The sequence below is a fragment of the Pseudomonas sp. A125 genome (genome assembly GCF_055409485.1).
The window spans coordinates 318,672-341,833 of sequence record NZ_JBUZVP010000004.1; the positions used below are offsets into that span (position 1 = coordinate 318,672).

A 23,162-nucleotide genomic window follows, 5' to 3' on the forward strand; every position below is an offset into this window, starting at 1 on the left:
CCGCGATGGCCTTGCTACAACTGGAGCGCATCAGCGCACAGTACCCAGGCAGCCCGGAGCCCGTACTGGCAGATATTTCCCTGAGCCTTGGGCCCCAGCAATTGCTGGTGGCCCTCGGCCCTTCCGGCAGTGGCAAGACCTCGCTGTTGAACCTGATTGCCGGCTTTGTCGAGCCCAGCGCCGGGCGCATCACCCTTGACGGTGTGCCGGTGAAAGGCCCGAGCGCCGAACGCGGCGTGGTGTTCCAGGACGACGCCCTGCTGCCCTGGCAGGACGTGCTGGCCAACGTCGGCTTCGGCCTGGAGTTGGCGGGCGTGCCCAAGGCCAAGCGCGAGATCCGTGCCCGGGAAATGCTCGCCTTGGTGGACCTCGCCGGTTTCGACAGTCGTCGCATCTGGCAACTCTCCGGCGGCCAGAAGCAACGTGTGGGCCTGGCCCGTGCGTTGGCCGCGGACCCGCGCGTATTGCTGATGGACGAACCCTTCGGCGCCCTCGATGCCTTTACGCGCGAACAGATGCAGGAGCTGTTGCTGCAAGTCTGGCGGCGTACGGCCAAGCCGGTGTTCCTGATTACCCACGACATCGAAGAAGCGGTGTTCCTCGCCACGGACCTGATTCTGTTGGCGCCCAACCCCGGCCAGATCGTCGAGCGCCTGAGCCTGGACTTCGGCCAGCGCTACGCCGCCGGTGAATCGGCACGGGCGATCAAATCCGACCCGCGCTTTATCGAAACACGCGAACACGTGCTGGGCAAGGTGTTCTCCCAACGGCAGGTGTCTGCATGAGCAGTTACGAATTACCGGCAACCCGCACCGCGCAAACCCCGGCGGTTCCGGCGCGTCGCAGCCTGAGCACCCGCTGGATCAGCGCGCTGACCCTGCTCACCCTGGTCGCTATCTGGTGGGCCGTGACCGCCAGCGGGCTGATCGAGCCGCTGTTCCTGCCACCGCCTTCGGCCGTGTTGCAAAAAGGCTGGCTGCTGGCGACCACCGGCTATATGGACTCCACCCTGTGGCAGCACTTGGGCGCGAGCCTCAAGCGCATCGGCCTGGGCCTCGGTTTTGCCGTGCTCACCGCCGTGCCAGTGGGGATTGCCATCGGCTCCAATCGCATCGCCCGGGGCATTCTCGACCCGCTGATCGAGTTCTACCGGCCGATTCCACCGTTGGCCTACCTGCCGCTGATCGTGATCTGGTGCGGCATCGGCGAGCTGTCCAAGGTGCTGCTGATCTACCTGGCGATTTTTGCGCCGATTGCCATCGCCACTGCCACCGGCGTGCGTACCGTCGACCCGGCCAAATTGCGCGCGGCGCAGTCGTTGGGTGCAACCCGGGCACAACTGATTCGCCATGTGATCCTGCCGAGCGCCCTGCCCGACATCCTCACCGGCGTGCGGATTGGCCTGGGTGTGGGGTGGTCGACCCTGGTAGCGGCAGAATTGATCGCCGCCACCAGCGGCCTGGGCTTCATGGTGCAGTCTGCCGCGCAATTCCTGGTCACCGACGTGGTGGTACTGGGGATTCTGGTGATCGCGCTGATCGCCTTCGCCATGGAAATGGGCTTGCGTGCCCTGCAGCGTAAATTGGTGCCTTGGCATGGCCAGGCACACTAAGCACATCTTCGACGAGAACCCCATGAGCAGCCTGACCGTAACGCCTCTCAGCACCGCCCTTGGCGCCCAGATCAGTGGCGTCGACATCACCCAACCACTGAACACCGAACACCGCGACGCCATCGAACAGGCGCTGCTCAAGCACTCGGTGCTGTTCTTGCGCAACCAGCCGATCACCCCACAGCAACAGGCGCGGTTCGCGGCAAATTTTGGCGACCTGCACATTCACCCGATCTACCCCAACGTGCCGGAACAGCCTGAAGTGCTGATCCTCGACACCGCCGTGACCGACGTGCGCGACAACGCCATCTGGCACACCGACGTGACCTTCCTGCCCACCCCGGCCCTCGGTGCGGTACTCAGCGCCAAGCTGCTGCCGGAGTTTGGTGGCGATACGTTGTGGGCCAGCGGGATCGCGGCGTATGAGGCGCTGTCGGAGCCGTTCAAGAAGCTGTTGGATGGTTTGACGGCAACCCATGACTTCACCCGCTCCTTCCCTCTGGAGCGTTACGGCAATACGCCGCAAGACCTGGCGCGCTGGGAAGAAGCCCGGCGCAAAAACCCGCCGCTGTCGCATCCGGTGATTCGTACGCATCCGGTGAGCGGGCGCAAGTCGCTGTTCGTCAATGAAGGGTTCACCAGCAAGATCAACGAACTGGAGCCGGCGGAAAGCGAAGCGGTGCTGAAGCTGTTGTTTGCCCATGCCACCCGGCCGGAGTTCACCATTCGCTGGCGCTGGCAGGAAAATGACGTGGCGTTTTGGGATAACCGCGTGACCCAGCACTACGCGGTGGATGATTACCGGCCGCAACGGCGAGTGATGCACCGGGCAACGATTCTTGGAGATGTGCCGTTCTAGAAAGAACGCCACAGATCAAATGTGGGAGCTGGCTTGCCTGCGATAGCGGTGGGTCAGCGACATATCCATCGACTGACACTCCGCCATCGCGGGCAAGCCCGGCTCCCACAGTTAATCGGGGTTGATTCGGGAATCGGACGCTACCGCTTATTCAGCCGTCGACGGCTTTTCCCACAAGTTAATCCCGCCTTCCTGGGCAAACCGGTCGATCTCTGCCAGCTCCTGCGCACTGAAGTTCAGGTTCTGCAACGCGCCGACGTTTTCGATGATCTGCTCCGGCCGGCTTGCACCGATCAGGGCACTGGTGACGCGTGGATCGCGCAATGTCCACGCTAACGCCATTTGCGCCAGGCTCTGGCCACGGCGCTTGGCAATTTCATTCAGCGCACGCACGTGGGCGATGTTGGCCTCGGACAAGTGCTTGGCTTGCAACGAACCACCGCCCGGACGGTTCACTCGCGCATCCGCCGGTACGCCGTTGAGGTATTTGTCGGTCAGCAAACCCTGGGCAAGCGGCGTGAACGCAATCACCCCGGCACCGAGTTCTTCGGTGACGTCCAGCAGGTCTTTTTCCACCCAACGGTTGAGCAGGTTGTAGGCCGGTTGGTGGATCAGCAGTGGGACTTTCCACTCTTGAAGCAGTGCGGCAACCTCGCGGGTTTTCACACCGGAGTAGGACGAAATCCCGATGTACAGCGCCTTGCCCTGTTGCACGGCGGTGGCCAGTGCGCTGGCGGTTTCTTCCAGTGGGGTGTCGGCATCAAAGCGGTGGGAATAGAAGATATCCACGTAGTCGACGCCCAGGCGTTGCAGGCTCTGGTCGAGGCTCGCCAGTACGTACTTGCGCGAACCACCGCCCTGGCCATATGGGCCCGGCCACATGTCCCAACCCGCCTTGCTGGAGATGATCAGTTCGTCGCGGTATTGCTTGAAGTCTTCGCGCAGCAACCGGCCGAAATTGATCTCGGCGCTGCCGTACGGTGGGCCGTAGTTGTTGGCCAGGTCGAAGTGGTTGATCCCAAGGTCAAACGCGGTGCGCAGCAGTGCGCGCTGGGTGTCGATCGGGGTGCTGTCGCCAAAGTTGTGCCACAGCCCCAGGGACAGGGCGGGCAGCACTAGTCCACTGCGACCAACGCGGCGATAAGGAATAGATTCATAGCGGTTTTCGGCAGCAATGTAAGTCATCGAATCCTCTCTGGTCTTATGAGCAAATAAGGCCTGGGAATAACGCTATTCCCAAGCCTTTTAAGCAGCTGAATCGCTTAAGTGTGCTTGCTCTTTGTACAGCAATTTCCTACCAGAGTGGAACGACGTAGCTCAGATAGAGACGGTTTTCATCTTGCACGGTGGCACCGGTAATGTCCGGGCTGGCGTGGGCATTTCGCCAGGTCACACCCAGGCCTTTGAGGGTGCCGGTTGGCACCTGGTAGGCCAGGGTGATATTACGTTCCCATTCGCTGGTAGTGCCCTGGGTCGTGCGGATGTCATCGCCGTGTGCGTAGGAAGTGGCGAACGTCAGGCCATCAAGGCCCAATTTGCCGAAGTCATATTTGTACTGCGCCAGCCAGGTGCGCTCGCCGGCGTGCTGGAACTTGTTCAGTTGCATGTTGGTGAGTGCCGGGGTGTCGGCGCCCGAGCCCGGGCCCTGGTTGCTGGCACCGCTGTTCAGGCCGGAATCCAGGTACGGGAAGTCGCTGTCGCCGCTGTTTTTCTGGATGCCCAGGCCAACGGTATGGCCATCCAGGCTGTAGCTTTCCAGCAGGCTGACGGTGGACTGGTTGATGCGACCCTTGGAGGTGCCGTCGCCGTAGAGCCCGGCGGCGGAGAAGTCTTTATCACCCGCAGCGTTTTCACCCACACCGAGGCTGCGGTACAGGCGCACGTCGGTGTCGATAGCGCCCACAGGCAAGGCATCGTGGCGCTTGGCGCCGAGGAAGAACTGCTGGTAGTAATCCTCAAGGTTGGAATACCACAGGCTAACCGTAGTGTTCGGCAAGCCTTTGTAGTCCGCGCCGCCGTAGAGGAAGCGATCGCTCTGTTTGGTGCCGCCGGCGGTGATCATGCCCTGGTCGCCGGTTTCGTTGCGGATCTTGGTCTTGAGGATGTCACCGGCGGTAAAGGTAAAATCGGTCAAGTCCTTGGAAACCAGCTGCACGCCGGTGTTGGTCTGCTGGTACAGGCGCCCGTCAGTGTTGGCCAGTACCGGGTTGTTGCCGTACAGCGTGCCCACGCGCAGTTCATCCTGGGCGAAGCGCATCTTGAAAGTCGGGCTGAGCACGCCGAACTGGTCGGCGGACTTGCCGTTATCCAGCGGGAACATGCTGCCGGGGTAGCGGCCCTGGTGATCCTTGTCACCCAGGTCGCCACCAGAATCCAGTTTCAAACCGTAGAACGCCTGCAAGTCCAGACCAAAGCCAACCGGGCCATCGGTGTAGCCGGACTTGAAGTTGAACTCAAAACCCTGGCCCCAATCACGGATGCTGTGAGCCTTGTTATTGCTGTTCACCACATCGCGCCCCTGCTGATTGAGGTAGCGGTTGAGCAGGGTCACATCGGCGTGGCTGTCATCGATAAAATCGGCGTGGGCGGACAGCATAAAGCTCGCCATGGCGGCACCCACCATGGGGCTTAATAACGTCTTCATTGGTACCGGTCTCCGTCACTGTTCTGAAATGAAAGCGTCAAACGCTTCACACAATTAGGCGATGGCCATGTGACAGTTCGGAGTCAAAACACCCTTTACCCGGATGAAATTAAATTTAAGAAACCCAGCAACTATGCGGGTTAGCGGGCGGTGGAGAAGATTTCGGCGAGCCAATCGACGAACACCCGCACCCTCGGCGACATGTGTCGGTTTTGTGGGTAAAGCACCGAAACCGGCATCGGCGGCGGCGGTGTATGGGTGAGGATTTCCTGCATCGCGCCCTGGTTGATCAGCTCGGCCATGCGGTAGTGCGGGCACTGGATAATGCCGAGTCCAGCAACCGCGCTGGCGGAATAAATCTCTGCGCCGAACACTGACAGTGCACCCTCAATCGTCACTTCCTGGAGTTGGCCGTCGACCAGGAATTCGAACGGGAACAGCTTCGCGGTGGTGCGCGAAACGTAATTCACTGCACGGTGTTCACTGAGGTCGGCGAGGCTTTTCGGCTCGCCGTATTTGCGCAGGTACGCCGGGCTCGCACAGGTCACCTGGCGCAACGTTGCAACACGCCGGCCGATCAACGCCGAGTCCTCCAGGGTGCCCGCCCGCAGCACGCAATCCACGCCTTCGGCGATCAGGTCGACAAAGCGGTCTGCCTCGCTGATGGACAGTTCGATTTCCGGGTAGCGCGCCATGAACTGCGGCAGCGCCGGGATCACGAAGTACTTGGCCAGGGTGCCGTGCAAATCCACCCGCAGGCGGCCCTTGGGTGCCACCGAACGGAAGGCCAGCTCCGCTTCTTCCAACTCGGCCAGCAGTTGCACGCAACGCAGGTAGTACGCCTCGCCATCGAGGGTCGGGCGTACGCGGCGAGTGCTGCGCTCCAGCAGGCGCGTGCCGAGCCAGGCTTCGAACTGGTTCAGGGTGTGGGTCAGGGTGGCGCGTGGCAGGTTCAGGTCATCGGCCGCTAGAGTGAAGCTGCAGCGTTCGTAAATTCGCACGAACACCTTCATCGCTTTGACTTGGTCCACAGCGCGTCTCCATTGTTGGCGATTATTGAACAGTCAAGGCAACTTTGGCGCATTTATCCGCTTGGGTAAACATGTGAACCTGCTTCCACACCCAGCCAACGCCCCCAGGAAACCTGATCATGACCCCTCAAGTTGCTATCGTTACCGGCGCTTCCCGCGGCATCGGCGCCGTGGTTGCCAAACAACTGGCCGCCGACGGTTACGCCGTCGCCATCAACTACGCCAACAGTGCCACCGAAGCTTCAAAACTGGTGGTGGAACTGCGCCAGGCCGGCCACCAAGCCATAGCGATACAGGGCGACGTTTCAAGCGCGGCCGACGTAAAGCGCCTGTTCGACCAGACCGAAGCCCAACTCGGCAAGGTCGACGTGCTGATCAACAACGCCGGTATTCTCAAGGCACTGCCACTGGCCCAACACAGCGACGAGCTGTACAACCAGAACTTCGACATCCACACCCGCGGCACCTTCAACGCCCTGCGTGAAGCCGCCACGCGCATGAATGACGGCGGGCGCATCGTCAACTTTTCCAGCAGCACCGTAGGCCTCAACTTCCCGGGTTATGCGGTGTACATCGCCAGCAAGGCAGCGGTGGAATCCTTGACCCAAGTGTTCGCCAAGGAAATGCGCGGCCGGCGCATCACCGTCAACGCCGTGGCCCCGGGCCCGGTGGCGACCGAACTGTTCCTGCATGGCAAAAGCGAAGAGCAGATCCAGGGCCTGGCCAAGATGGCGCCGCTGGAACGCCTTGGCCAACCGGAAGATATCGCCCGCGTGGTGTCGTTTCTGGTGAGCCCGGCCGGTGGCTGGGTGAATGGGCAAATCCTGCGCGCCAATGGCGGTTTGGTCTGAAGACCACGCAGCACTCACTCTACGACGCACTAATATTGTGGCGAGGGAGCTTGCTCCCGCTGGAGTGCGCAGCGCTCCCATCTTTTTTGGGGCCGCTGTGCAGCCCAGCGGGAGCAAGCTCCCTCGCCACAGGTTTGGTGTTCACGGAAAACCAGCGGGTATCAGGAGACTTCAGATATGCACACCGCCCTCGTCATCACCGCCGGCCTGATCCTGCTCGCGCTGATGCTGTTTATCGGCCAAAAGCTGGGCGTCAGCCGGCACATTCTGGCTTACAGCTTTGTCGGGATCTGGCTGGTGGTGGCGGTGGTGAACGGCGCGCTGGGCGTAGTCACTGCCGGCCAGCCCCTGGTCTCGGAGCTGGTGATCGGCAGTGCGGTGTTCGGCGCGCCGTTGGTGGCACTGGCCCTGTTTATCAGGGCCTGAGCCTTAGCGAACCAGGTGCAGGAACTGCATGTGCCGTTCGTACTGGTCGAGGATGTCGTTGATGATCTGCTCTTTGGTGTAGCCCACCAGGTCGTAGTCCTGGCTGCCCTCACTCAAGTGCACTTCCGCACGGTAATAGCGGCGGTTGTTGAGCTGCTTGGAACCCATGCCGCCGCGCGCAAATGACGGCGTGAAATAGCCGCGCATCTGCACCTGGTACACAAACGGATGCTGCTCACCGTGGCCGATTTCCAGGCTGACGCTGTCGTTGGACGGGTCAGGCTGGGTGACCACGTTGAGGCCTTTTTCGACAAACACCGCCGTCACTTCTTCGATCGCCGGGCGCACCGTGGTCTCGAGGAAACGGTACACCTCATCCCGTGACGGGAAATGCACCGCCTGGCTCAAGCGCTGGCGCCAACCGCCCGTGCCCTTGCGTGAGCCCGATACCGGCGCCAGGGAATGCATCTGCGCGATCTGCTTTTGCGACTCAAGGTAGAACGCCTTGTGCAGCCCCCACATCATCAGCAGCAAAATCATCGAGAACGGCAGCGAGGTCAGCACCACGGCAGATTTGAGCGAGTCGATACTGCCGGCAAACAGCAGCGCGCTGGTCACCAATGCCGTCATTGCGCCCCAGAACACCCGCAGCCACTTCGGCCCGTCTTCATCGGGATTCCCGCCTTTGGCCGACAACGTGGAAAGCACCACGGTGCCGGAGTCGGCCGAGGTGACGAAGAACACGAAGCTGATAAACACCGTTACCGCGATAACCGTCTTGCTCCACGGGTAGGTTTCCAGCAGCAGGTAGAGGCTCATCGACGGATCATCAATGGCCGACTGGCCGAGCGCGGTGAGGCCGTGGTTGAGCACCTGGTCGATGGCGCTGTTGCCGAAGATCGACATCCACGCCAGGGTGAAACCAAGCGGAATCAACAGCACGCCAAAGACGAACTCACGGATGGTGCGGCCACGGGAAATACGCGCGATAAACAGCCCCACGAACGGCGACCATGCGATCCACCAGGCCCAGTAAAACACGGTCCAGCCGCCCAACCAGTCGCTGGGTTTGTCGTAGGCGTAGAGGTCGAAACTCTTGGTCGGCAAGGCGCCGAGATAATCGCCGATGTTCTGGATCAGGGTGTTGAGCAAGTGCTGGGTAGGCCCGGCGAACAACACGAACAGCAGCAGCGCACAGGCCAACAACATGTTGATGTCGGACATCACCCGCACGCCCTTGTCGACGCCGGAGACGGCCACCAGGATCGCCGCGCCCATCATCAAGGTGATGAGGCCGACCTGGATCCACTGGGTGTGGGCCACGCCGAACAAATAGTCCAGCCCGGAGTTGAGGTGCAACACGCCAAAGCCCATGTCGGCACCCAGGCCGAACACCGTGGCGATGATGCCGAAACCATCCACCGCGTAGCCGATGGGGCCGTTGATGCGCTTACCGATCAGCGGGTACAGCGCCGAGCGCAGCGCCAGCGGCAGGTTATGCCGGTAGGCGAAGTACGCCAGGGCCATGCCGACGAAGGCGAACACGCCCCAGCCATGCAGACCCCAGTGCAGAAACAGGATCTGCATGGCCTGGCGCGCCGCGTCACCGTTCAAAGCCTCACCCTGAGGCGGTTGCACCAGGTGGGTCAAAGGCTCGGAAACGCAAAAGAAAAACAGCGTGATGCTGATCCCTGCGGCGAACAGCATGCCGGCCCAGGACAGGTAACTGAATTCGGGCTCGTCGTGGTCGGCACCGAGTTTGATCTTGCCGTAGCCCGATAACGCGGTGACCACCACGAAGACCAGATACAGGGTCATCGCCAGCATGTAGTACCAGCCGACCGTGTTGGCCGCCCAGTTTTGTGCCGCCAGCAACCAGGCGCCGGCTTGTTCCGGGATAGCGATGACGGTCAGGCCGAACAGCAGGATGACACTCGCGGCGAAGTAAAACACCGGCGGGTTCATCCGAACCTGGCCGCTTGACGGTGTGGACGATGCACTCATGAAGGGCGCACCTCAAGGGTAAGGGATGTGGCTGTAAAAAACGGACTCAGCAAAGGTAAGCCTCCTGTTGTGAGCGGGCAGCGAACCACCGATTTAACTTGAACGAACAGTCAAGTTAAACATGGATAGGGGTTTGAGGACTAATCGCAGGGCCGAGTGGTAGGTGTTTCCTACACTAGCTCAAGGACAGGTATGACGTATGGGGATGACGAAACGTTCAGCGATTGCTTAACGAAAAAGCGGCCAGAACTGGAATACGGTCTCCTGTGGGAGCTGGCTTGCCTGCGATGGCGGTGGGTCAGCCATACCTCTGTCGCTGATACACCGCTATCGCAGGCAAGCCAGCTCCCACATTTGATCTGTGTGATCGTTAGAGAGAGCAGTGTTTTACTTCTGCGTGCCGTCGTCATGCTGCAAATTCGCCTGGGTCAGGTTCGCCCCCGCCGGCACACTGCGCGTCAGCCACACGTTGCCGCCAATGGTCGAGCCCTTGCCAATCGTAATCCGCCCCAGAATCGTCGCCCCGGCGTAGATCACAACATCATCCTCAACAATCGGATGCCGCGGATGGCCCTTTTGCAATTGCCCATCCTCATCCGCCGGGAACCGCTTGGCGCCCAGGGTCACGGCCTGGTAGATACGCACCCGCTCGCCGATGATCGCGGTCTCGCCAATCACCACACCCGTCCCGTGGTCGATAAAGAAGCTCGGGCCGATCTGCGCCCCCGGGTGAATATCAATCCCGGTCGCCGAGTGCGCGATTTCCGCGCTGATGCGCGCCAGCAACGGCAAGCCCGCCCGATACAAATGGTGAGCCAGGCGATGGTGAATCACCGCCAGAATCCCCGGGTAGCACAACAGCACTTCATCCACACTGCGCGCCGCCGGGTCGCCGTGGTAGGCGGCGAGTACGTCGGTGTCCAACAGGCTGCGCAAGGCCGGCAATGCCAGGGCGAAATCCTGGATCAGGTGGATGGCATGGGCGTGCACCTCACTGTCATCCTGGCCGCCTTGCCGCGCGGCATATCGCAGCTCCAGCCGCGCCTGGGCGAGCAATGCATTGAGCGCCACATCCAGGGTGTGGCCAACGTAGAAGTCTTCACTTTCTTCACGCAGGTCCACCGGCCCCAAACGCATGGGGAACAGCGCACCGCACAACGCTTCCAGAATCTGCGCCACGGCTTCCCGCGAAGGCAGCTCGCGCCCGCCCTGCTCGCCGCTGACCCGGCCGTTGCGGGTGCGCCACTGGTCCCGGGCGCTGCGCAGCTGGCTGACGATGGTCTGTAATTGCCAATGACTGGAACGCTCACTCACGGTCTTCACTCCTGACGAAATGCCCATCACTTTACGGCAAGGAACCTGAGCGACCTTAAGAACCAATAGTGCAATGCTAATAACCCACCGACATAAGCGATTGCCGGTTGCCCACTGAAAAGTGCCTGCCTATAGTCGGTGCATCTCTGACCACCCGTGCGTAGCCATGATCAAACAACAGCTCGACCGCTTTAACCGTCTGGAACTGCTGGGCGGCGCCACCGCCCTGGAAAAACTCGAGCGGCTGTCGGCCTGGCTGGGGCGTGACGTCTACGTCAAACGCGATGACACCACGCCACTGGCGATGGGCGGCAACAAGCTGCGCAAACTCGAATACCTCGCCGCCGACGCCCTGGCCCAAGGCGCCGATACGCTGGTAACCGCCGGCGCGATCCAGTCCAACCATGTGCGCCAAACCGCCGCGCTGGCAGCCAAGTTGGGCCTGGGCTGCGTCGCGTTGCTGGAAAACCCCACGGGCACCGAAGACCCAAACTACCTGGCCAACGGCAACCGCCTGTTGCTGGAGTTGTTCGACGCCAAGGTCGAGCTGGTAGAGAACCTGGACAACGTCGACGCCCAACTCGACGCCCTTGCCGACCGCCTGCGCAGCAACGGCAAAAAGCCCTACCTGGTGCCCATCGGCGGCTCCAACGCCCTCGGTGCACTGGGTTATGTGCGCGCCGGGCTGGAGTTGGCCGGGCAGATTGAAGACAGCGGCATCAAGTTTTCCACCGTGGTGCTGGCTTCCGGCAGCGCCGGCACCCACAGCGGCCTGGCATTGGCATTGAGCGAAGTGCTGCCCGACCTGCAAGTGATTGGCGTAACGGTCTCTCGCACCGACGAAGCCCAGCGCCCCAAGGTGCAGGGCCTGGCCGAACGCACTGCCCAATTGCTCGGCGTACCGCTGCCGGACGCGTTCAAGGTGATCCTGTGGGACGAGTACTTCGCCCCCCGTTATGGCGAGCCCAGCGCCGGCACGCTGGCGGCGATCAAGCTGATGGCCAGCCAGGAAGGCCTGCTGCTGGACCCGGTCTACACCGGCAAGGCCATGGCCGGCTTGCTGGATGGCATCGGTCGCCAGCGCTTCGAAGAGGGGCCGATCATTTTCCTGCATACCGGTGGCGCACCGGCGTTGTTTGCTTACAACTCGGCGTTCTGACTGACTGGATGCAATTCCTGTAGGAGCCGGCTTGCTGGCGATTCGGCCTTGAGGTTGCGGCAAGGCAAGAGGCCCCCTCGCCGGCAAGCCAGCTCCTTCATTGAATTGCCTGATATTCCAAATAGAAATAACAAAGTTAATTTATATTATTTTCAAGTCTTAAAACTCGGCTTTATAGTCGCGCCGTAGGCGAGCTTGAGGGCGATACGCATGACTGGGCAGATCCAAAACACCGAGTTGATGCAATCGCGGGCAAGCCCGGCTCCCACACACGGCGCTTTTAAGGCAGGATACGACTACCGCGTCACCTGCATCGCTCAACATAAAAAACACAGGGGCTCTTCATGACTATTTCCGTATTCCGTCGCACGTTACTGGTTGGTACGTTGGGGCTGGCGCTTGGCGCCGGGTGGCTCGGTCAGGCAGTTGCCGGCGAGCAGTTGGCCAACATCAAGAAAGCCGGCGAAATCAAGATTGGCCTGGAAGGCACCTACCCGCCGTTCAGCTTCGTCGATGAAAGCGGCAAGCTCAGTGGTTTCGAGGTCGAGTTGTCTGAAGCACTGGCCAACAAGTTGGGCGTCAAGGTCAAGCTGCAGGCCACTCCGTGGGATGGCATCCTCGCCGCCCTGGAATCCAAGCGCCTGGACGCGGTCGTCAACCAAGTGACCATCTCCGACGCGCGCAAGGAAAAGTATGACTTCTCCACGCCGTACACCGTTTCCGGTATCCAGGCGCTGACCCTGGCGAAGAACGTCGACACCATCAAGACCGCCGACGACCTGGCCGGCAAGAAAATCGGTGTGGGCCTGGGCACCAACTACGAACAATGGCTCAAGGAAAACCAACCGAAAGCCATCGTCAAAACCTACAACGATGACCCAACCAAGTTCCAGGACCTGCGCATCGGCCGTGTCGACGCCATCCTGATCGACCGCCTGGCCGCGCTGGAATACGCCAAGAAAGCCAAGGACACCGCCGCTGCCGGTGCTGCCTTCTCCCGCCAGGAAGCCGGTATTGCCCTGCGCAAAGGCGAGCCTGAGCTGCTGGCCGCGGTGAACAAGGCCCTCGACGAACTGCGCGCCGACGGCACCTTGAAGAAGCTGTCCGAGAAGTACTTCAACGCTGACGTTACTCAATAATGGAAGCAGGTTTCCAACTCGCGCTGGACTCCGCGCCCTTTCTGCTCAAGGGCGCGTATTTCACAGTAATCCTTAGCCTGGGCGGGATGTTTTTCGGCTTGCTGCTGGGCTTCGGCCTGGCCCTGATGCGCCTGTCGCGCTTCAAGCTGTTGAGCTGGACCGCCCGAGTCTATGTGTCGTTCTTTCGCGGCACGCCCTTGCTGGTACAGCTGTTCTTGATCTACTACGGCTTGCCGCAAGTGGGCATCGAGCTGGATCCGATCCCGGCGGCCATGATCGGCTTCTCGCTGAACATGGCCGCTTATGCCTGTGAAATCCTGCGTGCCGCCATCGGTTCTATCGAGCGCGGCCAGTGGGAAGCTGCGGCCAGTATCGGCATGACCCGTGCGCAGACCCTGCGCCGGGCCATCCTGCCGCAGGCCATGCGCACGGCCTTGCCGCCGTTGGGCAACAGCTTTATTTCCCTGGTCAAGGACACTGCCCTGGCCGCCACCATCCAGGTGCCGGAGCTGTTCCGCCAGGCGCAACTGGTCTCGGCCCGTACCTTCGAAATTTTCACCATGTACCTGTCCGCCGCCTTGATCTACTGGATTCTTGCCAGCGTTCTGGCGCACGTGCAAAACCGCCTGGAAGCACGAGTCAACCGGCATGACCTGGAGTCTTGAAGCATGATCGTGGTTGAAAAACTGACCAAACAATTCAAGGGTCAGGTGGTGCTTAACGGGATCGACCTTGAGGTCAAGGAAGGCGAAGTCGTCGCCATCATCGGCCCCAGCGGTTCCGGCAAGACCACCTTCCTGCGCTGCCTGAATTTCCTCGAAGAACCCACCAGTGGCCGGATCAAGGTGGGTGACATCGAGATCGACAGCAGCCGCCCGCTCAACCAACAGCAAGGCCTGGTGCGGCGCCTGCGCCAGCACGTGGGTTTTGTGTTCCAGAACTTCAACCTGTTCCCGCACCGCACCGCCCTGGAGAACGTCATCGAAGGCCCGATCGTGGTCAAGAAGATGCCCCGGGCCGCCGCCGATGCCCTCGGTCGCAAGCTACTGGCCAGGGTTGGCCTGGCGGGCAAGGAAGACGCCTACCCACGGCGCCTGTCCGGTGGGCAGCAGCAACGGGTAGCGATTGCCCGGGCCTTGGCGATGGAGCCGGAGGTGATCCTGTTCGATGAACCCACCTCTGCCCTGGACCCTGAGCTGGTAGGCGAAGTGCTGGCGACCATCCGCAGCCTCGCTGAAGAAAACCGCACCATGGTCATCGTGACCCACGAAATGAGTTTTGCCCGGGATGTTGCCAACCGGGTGATCTTCTTCGATAAGGGCGTGATTGTTGAACAGGGCGAAGCCAAGGCGCTGTTTGCCCACCCGAAAGAAGAGCGCACCCGGCAGTTTCTCAGCAAGTTCATCAACAACTAACGCGCGCTCATTGATTGTAAGAAACTTCGCTTTATAGAGTTGCCGAAAGGCAACTCACCTCTTCGGCACTTTTGGCGAAAAGCCCTTTATTCGTTGGGTAAAAGTCATCTTTAAACACCCACTTGCAGCGCCTCCCCAGTAAGACCCTTCTGAATATTCCATAACTCCCGGTTTGCGCCGCCCAGCCTCTTGACGCCAACTAATCCAGCCTCTTATCTAACGCCAAGAGGATTGGATCCATTCTGGTTTTTCATTAAATCGTTGCTTTCGGACTACGCCGCCTGCCCGCGCCTGATGTCCGGAACGATTGCTGCTGGCTGCACCAAGGAGATTATTTATGAAGCGTATTTCCACCCAGGCGCTGCTCACTGCCCCGGCCCTGCCCCAGGGCCACCGAGAAGGCATCAATGCCCTCGCCGCGACTAACCTGCAGGTCGATATCGCACCTTACTGCGGCATGGACGAGGGCGACCTGATCGAGCTGTTCTGGAACAACTGCTTTGCCGCCTCCCGACGCATCACCGCCGGCAAAATCGGCACGTTCACCCGCCTGCGGGTGCCGGAAAGTTTTGTGCAAAACGGCCCCGCGCGGCTGCATTACCGGGTCATGCAGGTCGGCCACGGCCCGGCGCGTTCGGCCATCACCCGGGTGCAAGTCAAGACCGACCACCCCGGTGGCATGCCCCCGACACTGAGCCTTGATGAAAACCAGAATCTGGCGCCCGTAAGCCTGCCCGAGACCATCCGCCGCCACGGCGTCAACAGCAGCCAGATTCGCCGTGGCGTGCCCCTGAGCATCGAGCCCTACCTGAACATGACGATTGACGACGAGATCACCTTGCGCTGGGGCGACGTGCGCCTGGACCTGCCGAAAATCCAGGCCGGCGATGTCGGCAAGGCGGTGCAGGTGTGGGTGCCGTCGGCAATCATTGTCGAGGCCGGGGATGACCATCGCCTCGAAGTGACCTACTGCATTCTCGACCGGGTCGGCAACAATTCACGCTGGGCGCCAGCCCGCATCCTGCGCATCGCCGCGCTGGCGCCACTGGCCCCGAGCAGCCCCACCAAGGCCCGGCTGGCCTACCAGCCCCGTCGGGCCGGTTCGCCGTGTGAGCCCGGGTGACAGACCTTCTATGCATATTCCTAAAAGTTAGTTTATTTAAAAATTTAACACGCTTAGGGTATATGCACCGGACCACCGGACATTCCTGATTTTTTTATCTTTTCAACGGATGTGAGGTAGGTATGGTCAAAATTACCCCGGTGCGTAACGCCAGGGCATTGCGTGCAGCCAAGGAGCGGCGCTGATGTCTAACTTGGCACAAACACCCCCCCAGAGTGATCTGGACGTCGCCCCGCTGTTGTTGCCCGCCAAGGTGCTGCGCAACGACGCCGAGGCCCTGAGCGCGGCTCATACGCTTGCCCAGGCTGCGCGCCTGCAAGCGGCCAGGCGCGATCAGCAACGCAAGCTGCCCTGGGCTGAAATCGAGCACTTCACGCGCAGCGGCCTGGGCAGTATTTCCATTCCCCGCGAGTACGGCGGCCCGCAAGTGTCTTTCGTGACCCTGGCCGAAGTGTTCGCGATCATCAGCGCCGCCGACCCGGCGCTGGGGCAAATCCCGCAGAACCATTTCGGCATCCTGCATGTGCTGCAAGGTGCGGCCAGCGAGCGCCAGAAAAAGCAGCTATTCCAGAGCGTGCTGGACGGCTGGCGTATCGGTAACGGTGGCCCGGAGCGCGGCACCAAAAACACCCTGGACCTCAAGGCACGCATCACCGCCGAAGGTGACGGCTACGTCATCAGTGGCCAGAAGTTCTACTCCACTGGCGCGCTGTTCGCCCACTGGGTGGCGGTCAAGGCGCTGAACGATGACGGCAAAGTCGTCATGGCGTTCGTGCGCCGTGGCACCGAAGGGCTGCGCATCGTCGATGACTGGTCCGGTTTTGGCCAACGCACCACGGCCAGCGGCACGGTGCTCCTCGATCAGGTGGCGGTAGACGCCGAACTGGTGGTGGAGACCTGGAGGCTGGGCGAATCGCCAGGCATTCAGGGCGCGGTTTCGCAACTGATCCAGGCCGCCATCGATGCCGGCATCGCCCGTGGCGCAATCGACGACACCATCAGTTTTGTGCGCGAACGCTCGCGGCCATGGATCGACGCCAAGGTCGAGCGGGCCAGTGATGACCTGTATGTGATCGCCGATATCGGCAAGCTGAAAATCGAACTGCACGCTGCCGAAGCCCTGCTGCGCAAGGCCGGCCAGGTGCTGGACCAGGTCAGCGCCGCGCCGATCACCGCGCAGTCCGCCGCACGCGCCTCGATTGCCGTGGCCGAAGCCAAGGTGCTGACCACCGAAATTTCCCTGCTCGCCAGCGAAAAGCTGTTCGAACTGGCCGGCAGCCGCGCCACCCTCGCCGAATTCAACCTCGACCGCCACTGGCGCAACGCCCGGGTGCACACCCTGCACGACCCGGTGCGCTGGAAGTATCACGCGGTGGGCGCCTATCACCTGAACGGCACTTTGCCTGCCCGGCATTCCTGGATTTAACCGACCAGAACACTTTTTCCACAAGCTTCTGGAGAATACACATGACCCATTCTCACCACGTCGCGGTTATCACCAGCGATGAACAAGCCCTTATTGTCGCCAGCGACCTGGCCGAAGACTTGCGCCGCGACAGCGCCCTGCGCGACCGCGAACGCCGCCTGCCTTTGCCCGAGCTGGAGGTGTTTTCCCGCTCCGGCCTGTGGGGCATCAGCGTACCCAGGGAGTTCGGCGGCGCCGGCGTCTCCAACGTCACCCTGGCCAAGGTCACGGCCCTGATTGCCCAGGCGGATGCGTCCCTGGGGCAGATCCCGCAGAACCATTTTTATGCCCTCGAAGTGCTGCGGGTGAACGGCAGCCCGGCGCAGCAAAAACGCCTGTACGCCGAAGTGCTCGCCGGCCAGCGCTTCGGCAATGCGCTGGCAGAGCTGGGCACCAAGACGGCCCACGACCGCATCACGAAAATTACCCGCGACGGCGACGGTTTCCGTATCACCGGCCGCAAGTTCTATTCGACCGGCGCGATCTACGCCCAACGTATTCCCACCTCCGTGGTCGATGAACACGGCGTGCAACAGCTGGCCTTTGTCACCCGTGACAGCCAGGGCCTGACGGTGATCGACGACTGGAGCGGCTTTGGCCAGCGCACCACCGGCAGCGGCTCAGTGGTATTCGATAACGTGTGGGTCGCGGCGCAGGATGTGATCCCGTTCCAGAGCGCCTTCGAACGCCCGACTACAGTTGGCCCGCTGGCGCAGATCCTTCACGCCGCCATCGACACCGGCATCGCCCGTGCGGCCTACGAGGATGCCCTGCATTTTGTGCGTACCAAAACCCGGCCATGGATCGACGCTACCAGCGATAAGGCCACCGAAGACCCGCTGACCCTGAAAAGCTTCGGCCACCTGAGCATCCGCCTGCACGCCACTGAGGCGTTGCTGGAACGCTCCGGTGAATTCCTCGACCGCGCCCAGGCCGACAGCAACGCCGACACCGTCGCGGCCGCGTCCATCGCAGTCGCCGAAGTGCGCGCCTTGAGCACCGAGATTTCCCTGGCCGCCGGCAGCACCCTGTTCGAGCTTGCCGGCAGCCAGGCGACTCTCGCCGAACACGGCCTGGACCGCCACTGGCGCAACGCCCGGGTGCATACCCTGCACGACCCGGTGCGCTGGAAGTACTTTGCTGTGGGCAACTACTACCTCAACGATGAAAACCCGCCACTGCGGGGGACGATCTGATGGCTAAGAAAAAGATCCTGCTCAACGCCTTCAACATGAACTGCATCGGGCATATCAACCACGGCCTGTGGACCCATCCACGGGACAATTCGACCCAATACAAAACCATCGAATACTGGACCGAGCTTGCGCAGTTGCTGGAACGCGGGCTGTTCGATGGGCTGTTCATCGCCGACATCGTCGGGGTGTACGACGTCTACCAGAACTCGGTCGACGTGCCGCTAAAAGAGGCGATCCAGCTGCCGGTCAACGACCCGTTGCTGCTGGTTTCGGCCATGGCCGCCGTGACCAGAAACCTCGGCTTCGGGCTCACCGCCAACCTTACCTACGAGCCGCCGTATCTGTTCGCCCGGCGCATGTCCACGCTGGATCACCTGAGCCGTGGCCGGGTGGGCTGGAACATCGTCACCGGCTACCTCGACAGCGCCGCCAAGGCCATGGGCCTGACTGAGCAAGTCGAGCATGACCGGCGCTACGACCAGGCCGACGAATACCTGCAAGTGCTCTACAAACTCTGGGAAGGCAGCTGGGAAAACGACGCGGTGGTCAACGATCCGCAGGCGCGGGTGTATGCCCAGCCGGAGAAAGTGCACAAGGTCGAGCACAAGGGCGAGTTCTATCAGGTGGAGGGTTATCACCTGTGCGAGCCGTCGCCACAACGCACACCGGTGCTGTTCCAGGCGGGCAGCTCGGACCGTGGCTTGCTGTTTGCCGGGCGCCATGCCGAGTGCGTGTTCATCAGCGGGCAGAGCAAGGCCTCGACCAAAATCCAGGTGGACAAGGTACGTGCCAGCGCCGTGGAAGCCGGGCGCAACCCGGATGACATCAAGGTGTTCATGGGGCTGAACGTGATTGTCGGCACCACTGAAGAGGCTGCGTGGGCCAAGCACGCCGAGTACCTGAGCTACGCCAGTGCGGAAGCCGGCGTGGCGCATTTCTCGGCGTCCACGGCGATTGATTTTTCACAGTACGAAATCGATGAACCGATCCAGTACGTCAAGAGCAACGCCATCCAGTCTGCGACCAAGAACCTGCAAAACAACGACTGGACCCGGCGCAAATTGCTTGAGCAACACGCCCTGGGCGGGCGCTACATCACCCTGGTGGGTTCGCCGGCACAGGTGGCGGATGAACTTGAGTCTTGGATCAGCGAAACCGGCCTGGACGGCTTCAACCTGACGCGCATCGTCACCCCGGAAAGCTACGTCGACTTTATCGAGCTGGTAATACCCGAGCTGCAGCGCCGTGGCTCGTACAAGACCGCGTATGAGGCCGGGACGCTGCGGGAAAAAGTGTTCCACGGTACAGCGCACCTACCTGAACAACACACCGGTTCCACCTACCGCCACTGACCCCGAACTGTAGGAGCTGGCTTGCCGGCGATCGCGGTGGGTCAGCGAAATCTTCTTCAACTGACACACCGCAATCGCCGGCAAGCCGGCTCCTACGGTTGGCCGAGTTGCTCACACAAATTTCTTATGACTGGAAATCCTTTATGAAAAAAACATTACTCAGCCACCCAGTCAAAGCACTGGCGCTCGCCCTCGGACTGTTCAGCTCGGCGGTGTTCGCCGCCGATGCCCCCTTGAAAGTCGGCACCACCGCCGCGTTCGCGATTCCCCTGGAAGCCGCCGTCGAAGAAGCCGGTAAACAGGGCTTGAAAGTCGAACTGATCGAGTTCACCGACTGGATCGCACCCAATGTCAGCCTGGCGGCTGGCGATATCGACGTGAACTACTTCCAGCACATCCCGTTCCTGGAAAATGCCAAGGCTGCCGCCGGGTTTGACCTGGTGCCGTTCGCCCCGGGCATCATCAACAACGTCGGCCTGTATTCGAAGAAGTACAAAAACTTCAACGACCTGCCTCAAGGCGCCACGGTCGCCATTGCCAACGACCCGATCAATAGCGGTCGCGGCCTGCAACTGCTGGCCAAGGCGGGCTTGATCACTCTCAAGCCAGGCGTGGGCTACAAGGCCACCGAAGAAGACATCGTGACCAACCCGAAAAAGATCAAGATCCTGCAAGTGGAAGCCGTGCAACTGGTACGCGCCTATGACGACGCCGACCTGGTGCAGGGCTACCCGGCGTATATCCGCCTGTCCAAGACCTTCGATCCCGAGTCGGCGTTGCTGTTCGACGGCATCGACCACAAGGAATACGTGATCCAGTTCGTGATCCAGCCGAAAAGCAAAACCGACCCGCGCCTGATCAAGTTCATCGACATCTACCAGCACTCGCCGGTCGTACGCGCGGCTCTGGATAAATCCCTTGGCAAGCTCTACCAAGTCGGCTGGGAAGGCTGATCATGAGCGCCGCCACAGCACAACGACGCGAGTCGCAACCACCGCACCTGGACGCGCAGCAGACCGAGCTGCATCCGGCGCTGAACCATGCCCATGTGCGTTTTATCAACCTGGGCAAGACCTATGAAGGCCAGGCCGTGCCCGCGCTGCAAGGCATTGACCTGACGATCCAGCGCGGCGAAGTATTCGGCATCATCGGCCGCAGCGGCGCCGGCAAGTCGTCGCTGATCCGCACCATCAACCGCCTGGAACAACCAAGCAGCGGCCGGGTCTTGATCGACCAGGTCGACATCGGCGACTTCGACGAAGACCGCCTGGTCGCGCTGCGCCGGCGCATCGGCATGATCTTTCAGCACTTCAACCTGATGTCCGCCAAGACCGTGTGGCAGAACGTCGAACTGCCGCTGAGAGTCGCGGGTGTGCCCAGGGAGAAGCGCGAGAAAAAGGTGCGCGAGCTGTTGGAGTTGGTGGGTTTGCAGGACAAGCACAAGGCTTACCCGGCGCAGTTGTCGGGCGGGCAGAAACAGCGGGTGGGCATTGCCCGGTCCCTGGTGCATGACCCGCAAATTCTATTGTGCGATGAAGCCACCTCGGCGCTTGATCCCGAAACCACCCAATCGATCCTCGGCCTGCTGCGCGAGATCAACAAGCGCCTGGGCCTGACCATCGTATTGATCACCCATGAAATGGCGGTGATTCGCGAAATCTGCGACCGCGTGGTGGTGCTGGAACACGGCCACGTGGTCGAGCAAGGCCCGGTGTGGGAAGTGTTTGGCAACCCGCAGCACGAGGTCAGCAAAACCCTGTTGGCCCCATTGCAACATGGCCTGCCCGAAGAATTGCAAAGCCGCTTGCACGCCAACCCGGCATCCAGGGACGCCGCCGTGGTGCTGCGTTTGCAATTGACCGGCAGTGCCGAAGACGAGCCGGATTTGGCCGCCTTGTTCAGCGCCCTCGGCGGGCGCGTGCGCTTGTTGCAAGGCGGCGTGGAACGCATCCAGGGCCACGCGCTGGGGCAATTGCTGCTGGCGGTGAGCGGCTCGGCCCTGACCGCCGAAGAACTGCGTACCCGCGCCGGGCGCTGGGCACAACAGGTAGAGGTGCTGGGCTATGTGGTTTGATCGTTTATTGCAGGGAGCCATCGACACGCTGTTGATGGTCGGGGTGTCGTCGCTGATCGCGTTGCTGGTGGGGATTCCGCTGGCGGTGTTCCTGGTGACCAGCGACAAGGGCGGCATCTATCAGGCGCCCGCCTTGAATCGGGTGCTGGGGGCATTCGTTAACCTGTTTCGCTCGATTCCGTTTTTGATTTTGATGGTCGCGCTGATTCCGTTCACCCGGCTGATCGTCGGCACCACCTATGGCGTGTGGGCAGCGGTGGTGCCGTTGACCATTGCGGCTACGCCGTTCTTCGCGCGGATCGCCGAGGTGAGCTTGCGTGAGGTCGACCACGGCTTGATCGAAGCGGCGCAGGCCATGGGTTGCCGGCGCTGGCATATCGTCTGGCATGTGCTGTTGCCGGAGGCGCTGCCGGGGATTGTCGGGGGCTTCACGATCACCCTCGTGACCATGATCAACTCCTCGGCCATGGCCGGGGCGATTGGCGCCGGTGGGCTGGGAGACATTGCCTATCGCTATGGCTACCAGCGCTTTGATACGCAGATCATGCTCACGGTGATTGTGCTGCTGGTGATCCTGGTGGCGGTGATTCAGTTGGGCGGCGATCGGTTGGCCAGGGTCCTGAACAAGAGGTGAGGTATAGTCGAGCCATCTCAGCGCCCGGTATTACCCGCCATGAAACTCGCCCCCGACGACCTCGACCAGATCACCTCCACCACCCTCGGCCATTACAACAAAGTGGCCGAAGACTTTCGTGAAGGTACCCGTGACCACGATGTGAGCCAGAACATTGATGCGCTGTTACGGCATATCCAGGGTGATGCGCCGTTTACCGTGCTGGATTTCGGCTGCGGGCCGGGCCGGGATTTGCAGACGTTTACCCGCATGGGGCATATCGCGGTGGGGCTCGATGGTTCCCAGCGGTTCGCGCAGATGGCCCGGGAAGACAGCGGCTGTGAAGTGCTGCAACAGGACTTCCTGAAGCTCGATTTGCCCGCCGCACGTTTCGACGGGATCTTCGCCAATGCAGTACTGTTTCATATTCCCAAGCAGGAATTGCCACGCATTCTTGGGCAATTGCATGGGGCGTTGAAGGTCGGTGGGGTGTTGTTCAGCTCAAACCCTCGGGGTGAAAACCAGGAGGGTTGGAACGGGCCGCGGTATGGCTCGTATCACGACTTGCAGGCGTGGCAGGAACTGCTGACGGCGGCGGGGTTTGTGGAGTTGGAGCATTACTACCGGCCGGCGGGATTGCCTCGGGAACAGCAGCCGTGGCTGGCGAGTGCGTGGCGAAAAACCTAACCCCCCGTAGCAGCTGTCGAGCCCTGGCGAGGCTGCGTCAAGCGCACCTCGGTCACCGTGCCTGGCTCAAACTCGGCAGCGCGGCCAACGCAGCCTCGCCAGGGCTCGACAGCTGCTACGGAATAAATCGTCGGTGATTCATCGGAAACTAATACCGTCGAGCTGGTTGAAGGTCGGTCCCTCGGGGTAAAAACCAGG

22 protein-coding genes are annotated in these 23,162 nt (G+C 61.4%); 17 read left to right on the forward strand and 5 right to left on the reverse strand.

Features of this window, described 5'->3' with window-relative positions; all coding sequences use genetic code 11:
* Window positions 1–5 precede the first annotated feature (5 nt).
* Genes tauB through tauD form a run of 3 tightly spaced genes read left to right on the forward strand, consistent with a single transcriptional unit; the run spans window position 6 to window position 2,471 of the window.
* Window positions 6–785 carry a taurine ABC transporter ATP-binding subunit gene (gene tauB / locus ACZRN6_RS08190; RefSeq protein WP_088424395.1) on the forward strand — a complete coding sequence of 260 codons (780 nt, stop codon included), beginning with the start codon at window positions 6–8 and terminating at the stop codon, window positions 783–785.
* The gene (tauC, locus tag ACZRN6_RS08195) at window positions 782–1,612 is read left to right on the forward strand and encodes a taurine ABC transporter permease TauC (protein WP_464007665.1); all 831 of its coding nucleotides are present in this window, start codon (window positions 782–784) and stop codon (window positions 1,610–1,612) included. The genes tauB and tauC overlap by 4 nt, the downstream gene beginning before the upstream one ends.
* 22 nt (window positions 1,613–1,634) lie before the next feature.
* Window positions 1,635–2,471, forward strand: coding sequence for a taurine dioxygenase (gene tauD, locus ACZRN6_RS08200; RefSeq protein WP_464007677.1), 837 nt, complete (start codon window positions 1,635–1,637; stop codon window positions 2,469–2,471).
* A 147-nt stretch (window positions 2,472–2,618) separates the two neighbouring features.
* Here tauD and mgrA read toward each other — a convergent pair whose 3' ends face one another.
* From mgrA to ACZRN6_RS08215, 3 genes are all read right to left on the reverse strand, one after another.
* Entirely contained in the window at window positions 2,619–3,656 is a 1,038-nt protein-coding gene (gene mgrA / locus ACZRN6_RS08205; RefSeq protein WP_322142767.1) for an L-glyceraldehyde 3-phosphate reductase, read from the reverse strand.
* A gap of 109 nt (window positions 3,657–3,765) precedes the next feature.
* Window positions 3,766–5,094: an OprD family outer membrane porin gene (locus ACZRN6_RS08210; RefSeq protein ID WP_464007678.1), complete on the reverse strand. Its 1,329-nt coding sequence runs from the start codon at window positions 5,092–5,094 to the stop codon at window positions 3,766–3,768.
* A 161-nt stretch (window positions 5,095–5,255) separates the two neighbouring features.
* Window positions 5,256–6,146 (reverse strand): LysR family transcriptional regulator, encoded by an 891-nt coding sequence (locus ACZRN6_RS08215; RefSeq protein WP_464007666.1) that lies wholly within the window; start codon window positions 6,144–6,146, stop codon window positions 5,256–5,258.
* A gap of 119 nt (window positions 6,147–6,265) precedes the next feature.
* Between ACZRN6_RS08215 and ACZRN6_RS08220 the strand changes: the two genes are divergently transcribed.
* Together ACZRN6_RS08220 and ACZRN6_RS08225 are read left to right on the forward strand one after the other, a co-directional pair.
* Complete coding sequence (locus tag ACZRN6_RS08220; RefSeq protein WP_322142765.1) at window positions 6,266–6,997, forward strand: SDR family oxidoreductase; 732 nt, start codon at window positions 6,266–6,268, stop codon at window positions 6,995–6,997.
* A 177-nt stretch (window positions 6,998–7,174) separates the two neighbouring features.
* On the forward strand, window positions 7,175–7,423 hold the full coding sequence (locus tag ACZRN6_RS08225) for a hypothetical protein (protein WP_322142764.1): 249 nt from the start codon (window positions 7,175–7,177) through the stop codon (window positions 7,421–7,423).
* A gap of 3 nt (window positions 7,424–7,426) precedes the next feature.
* Here ACZRN6_RS08225 and betT read toward each other — a convergent pair whose 3' ends face one another.
* Window positions 7,427–9,388 (reverse strand): choline transporter BetT, encoded by a 1,962-nt coding sequence (gene betT, locus ACZRN6_RS08230; protein WP_322148594.1) that lies wholly within the window; start codon window positions 9,386–9,388, stop codon window positions 7,427–7,429.
* A gap of 426 nt (window positions 9,389–9,814) precedes the next feature.
* Window positions 9,815–10,741: a serine O-acetyltransferase EpsC gene (epsC, locus tag ACZRN6_RS08235; RefSeq protein WP_322142763.1), complete on the reverse strand. Its 927-nt coding sequence runs from the start codon at window positions 10,739–10,741 to the stop codon at window positions 9,815–9,817.
* Between the two features lie 166 nt (window positions 10,742–10,907).
* Here epsC and ACZRN6_RS08240 point away from each other — a divergent pair, with 166 nt between their 5' ends.
* The 12 genes from ACZRN6_RS08240 (at window position 10,908) to ACZRN6_RS08295 (ending at window position 22,964) form a co-directional block, all read left to right on the forward strand.
* On the forward strand, window positions 10,908–11,900 hold the full coding sequence (locus ACZRN6_RS08240; RefSeq protein WP_322142762.1) for a D-cysteine desulfhydrase: 993 nt from the start codon (window positions 10,908–10,910) through the stop codon (window positions 11,898–11,900).
* A 344-nt stretch (window positions 11,901–12,244) separates the two neighbouring features.
* On the forward strand, window positions 12,245–13,039 hold the full coding sequence (gene tcyJ / locus ACZRN6_RS08245) for a cystine ABC transporter substrate-binding protein (RefSeq protein ID WP_322142761.1): 795 nt from the start codon (window positions 12,245–12,247) through the stop codon (window positions 13,037–13,039).
* Window positions 13,039–13,704, forward strand: a complete 666-nt coding sequence (tcyL, locus tag ACZRN6_RS08250) for a cystine ABC transporter permease (RefSeq protein WP_003211857.1) — start codon at window positions 13,039–13,041, stop codon at window positions 13,702–13,704. The genes tcyJ and tcyL overlap by 1 nt, the downstream gene beginning before the upstream one ends.
* A gap of 3 nt (window positions 13,705–13,707) precedes the next feature.
* Window positions 13,708–14,454 carry an L-cystine ABC transporter ATP-binding protein TcyN gene (gene tcyN, locus ACZRN6_RS08255; RefSeq protein ID WP_322142760.1) on the forward strand — a complete coding sequence of 249 codons (747 nt, stop codon included), beginning with the start codon at window positions 13,708–13,710 and terminating at the stop codon, window positions 14,452–14,454.
* A 337-nt stretch (window positions 14,455–14,791) separates the two neighbouring features.
* Window positions 14,792–15,577, forward strand: coding sequence for a hypothetical protein (locus tag ACZRN6_RS08260; RefSeq protein ID WP_464007667.1), 786 nt, complete (start codon window positions 14,792–14,794; stop codon window positions 15,575–15,577).
* A gap of 184 nt (window positions 15,578–15,761) precedes the next feature.
* Window positions 15,762–17,003: an SfnB family sulfur acquisition oxidoreductase gene (locus tag ACZRN6_RS08265; protein WP_464007668.1), complete on the forward strand. Its 1,242-nt coding sequence runs from the start codon at window positions 15,762–15,764 to the stop codon at window positions 17,001–17,003.
* A 41-nt stretch (window positions 17,004–17,044) separates the two neighbouring features.
* On the forward strand, window positions 17,045–18,238 hold the full coding sequence (locus ACZRN6_RS08270) for an SfnB family sulfur acquisition oxidoreductase (protein ID WP_322142757.1): 1,194 nt from the start codon (window positions 17,045–17,047) through the stop codon (window positions 18,236–18,238).
* On the forward strand, window positions 18,238–19,590 hold the full coding sequence (locus ACZRN6_RS08275; protein WP_464007669.1) for an LLM class flavin-dependent oxidoreductase: 1,353 nt from the start codon (window positions 18,238–18,240) through the stop codon (window positions 19,588–19,590). The genes ACZRN6_RS08270 and ACZRN6_RS08275 overlap by 1 nt, the downstream gene beginning before the upstream one ends.
* A 143-nt stretch (window positions 19,591–19,733) precedes the next feature.
* Window positions 19,734–20,543: a MetQ/NlpA family ABC transporter substrate-binding protein gene (locus tag ACZRN6_RS08280; RefSeq protein ID WP_322142755.1), complete on the forward strand. Its 810-nt coding sequence runs from the start codon at window positions 19,734–19,736 to the stop codon at window positions 20,541–20,543.
* Window positions 20,544–20,545: 2 nt separating this feature from the next.
* Entirely contained in the window at window positions 20,546–21,664 is a 1,119-nt protein-coding gene (locus ACZRN6_RS08285; RefSeq protein WP_464007670.1) for a methionine ABC transporter ATP-binding protein, read from the forward strand.
* On the forward strand, window positions 21,654–22,298 hold the full coding sequence (locus ACZRN6_RS08290; RefSeq protein WP_003211840.1) for a methionine ABC transporter permease: 645 nt from the start codon (window positions 21,654–21,656) through the stop codon (window positions 22,296–22,298). The genes ACZRN6_RS08285 and ACZRN6_RS08290 overlap by 11 nt, the downstream gene beginning before the upstream one ends.
* Before the next feature lie 39 nt (window positions 22,299–22,337).
* A complete protein-coding gene (locus ACZRN6_RS08295; RefSeq protein WP_464007671.1) occupies window positions 22,338–22,964 on the forward strand; it encodes a class I SAM-dependent methyltransferase in 627 nt (208 codons plus the stop codon).
* The last annotated feature ends 198 nt before the right edge of the window (window positions 22,965–23,162 follow it).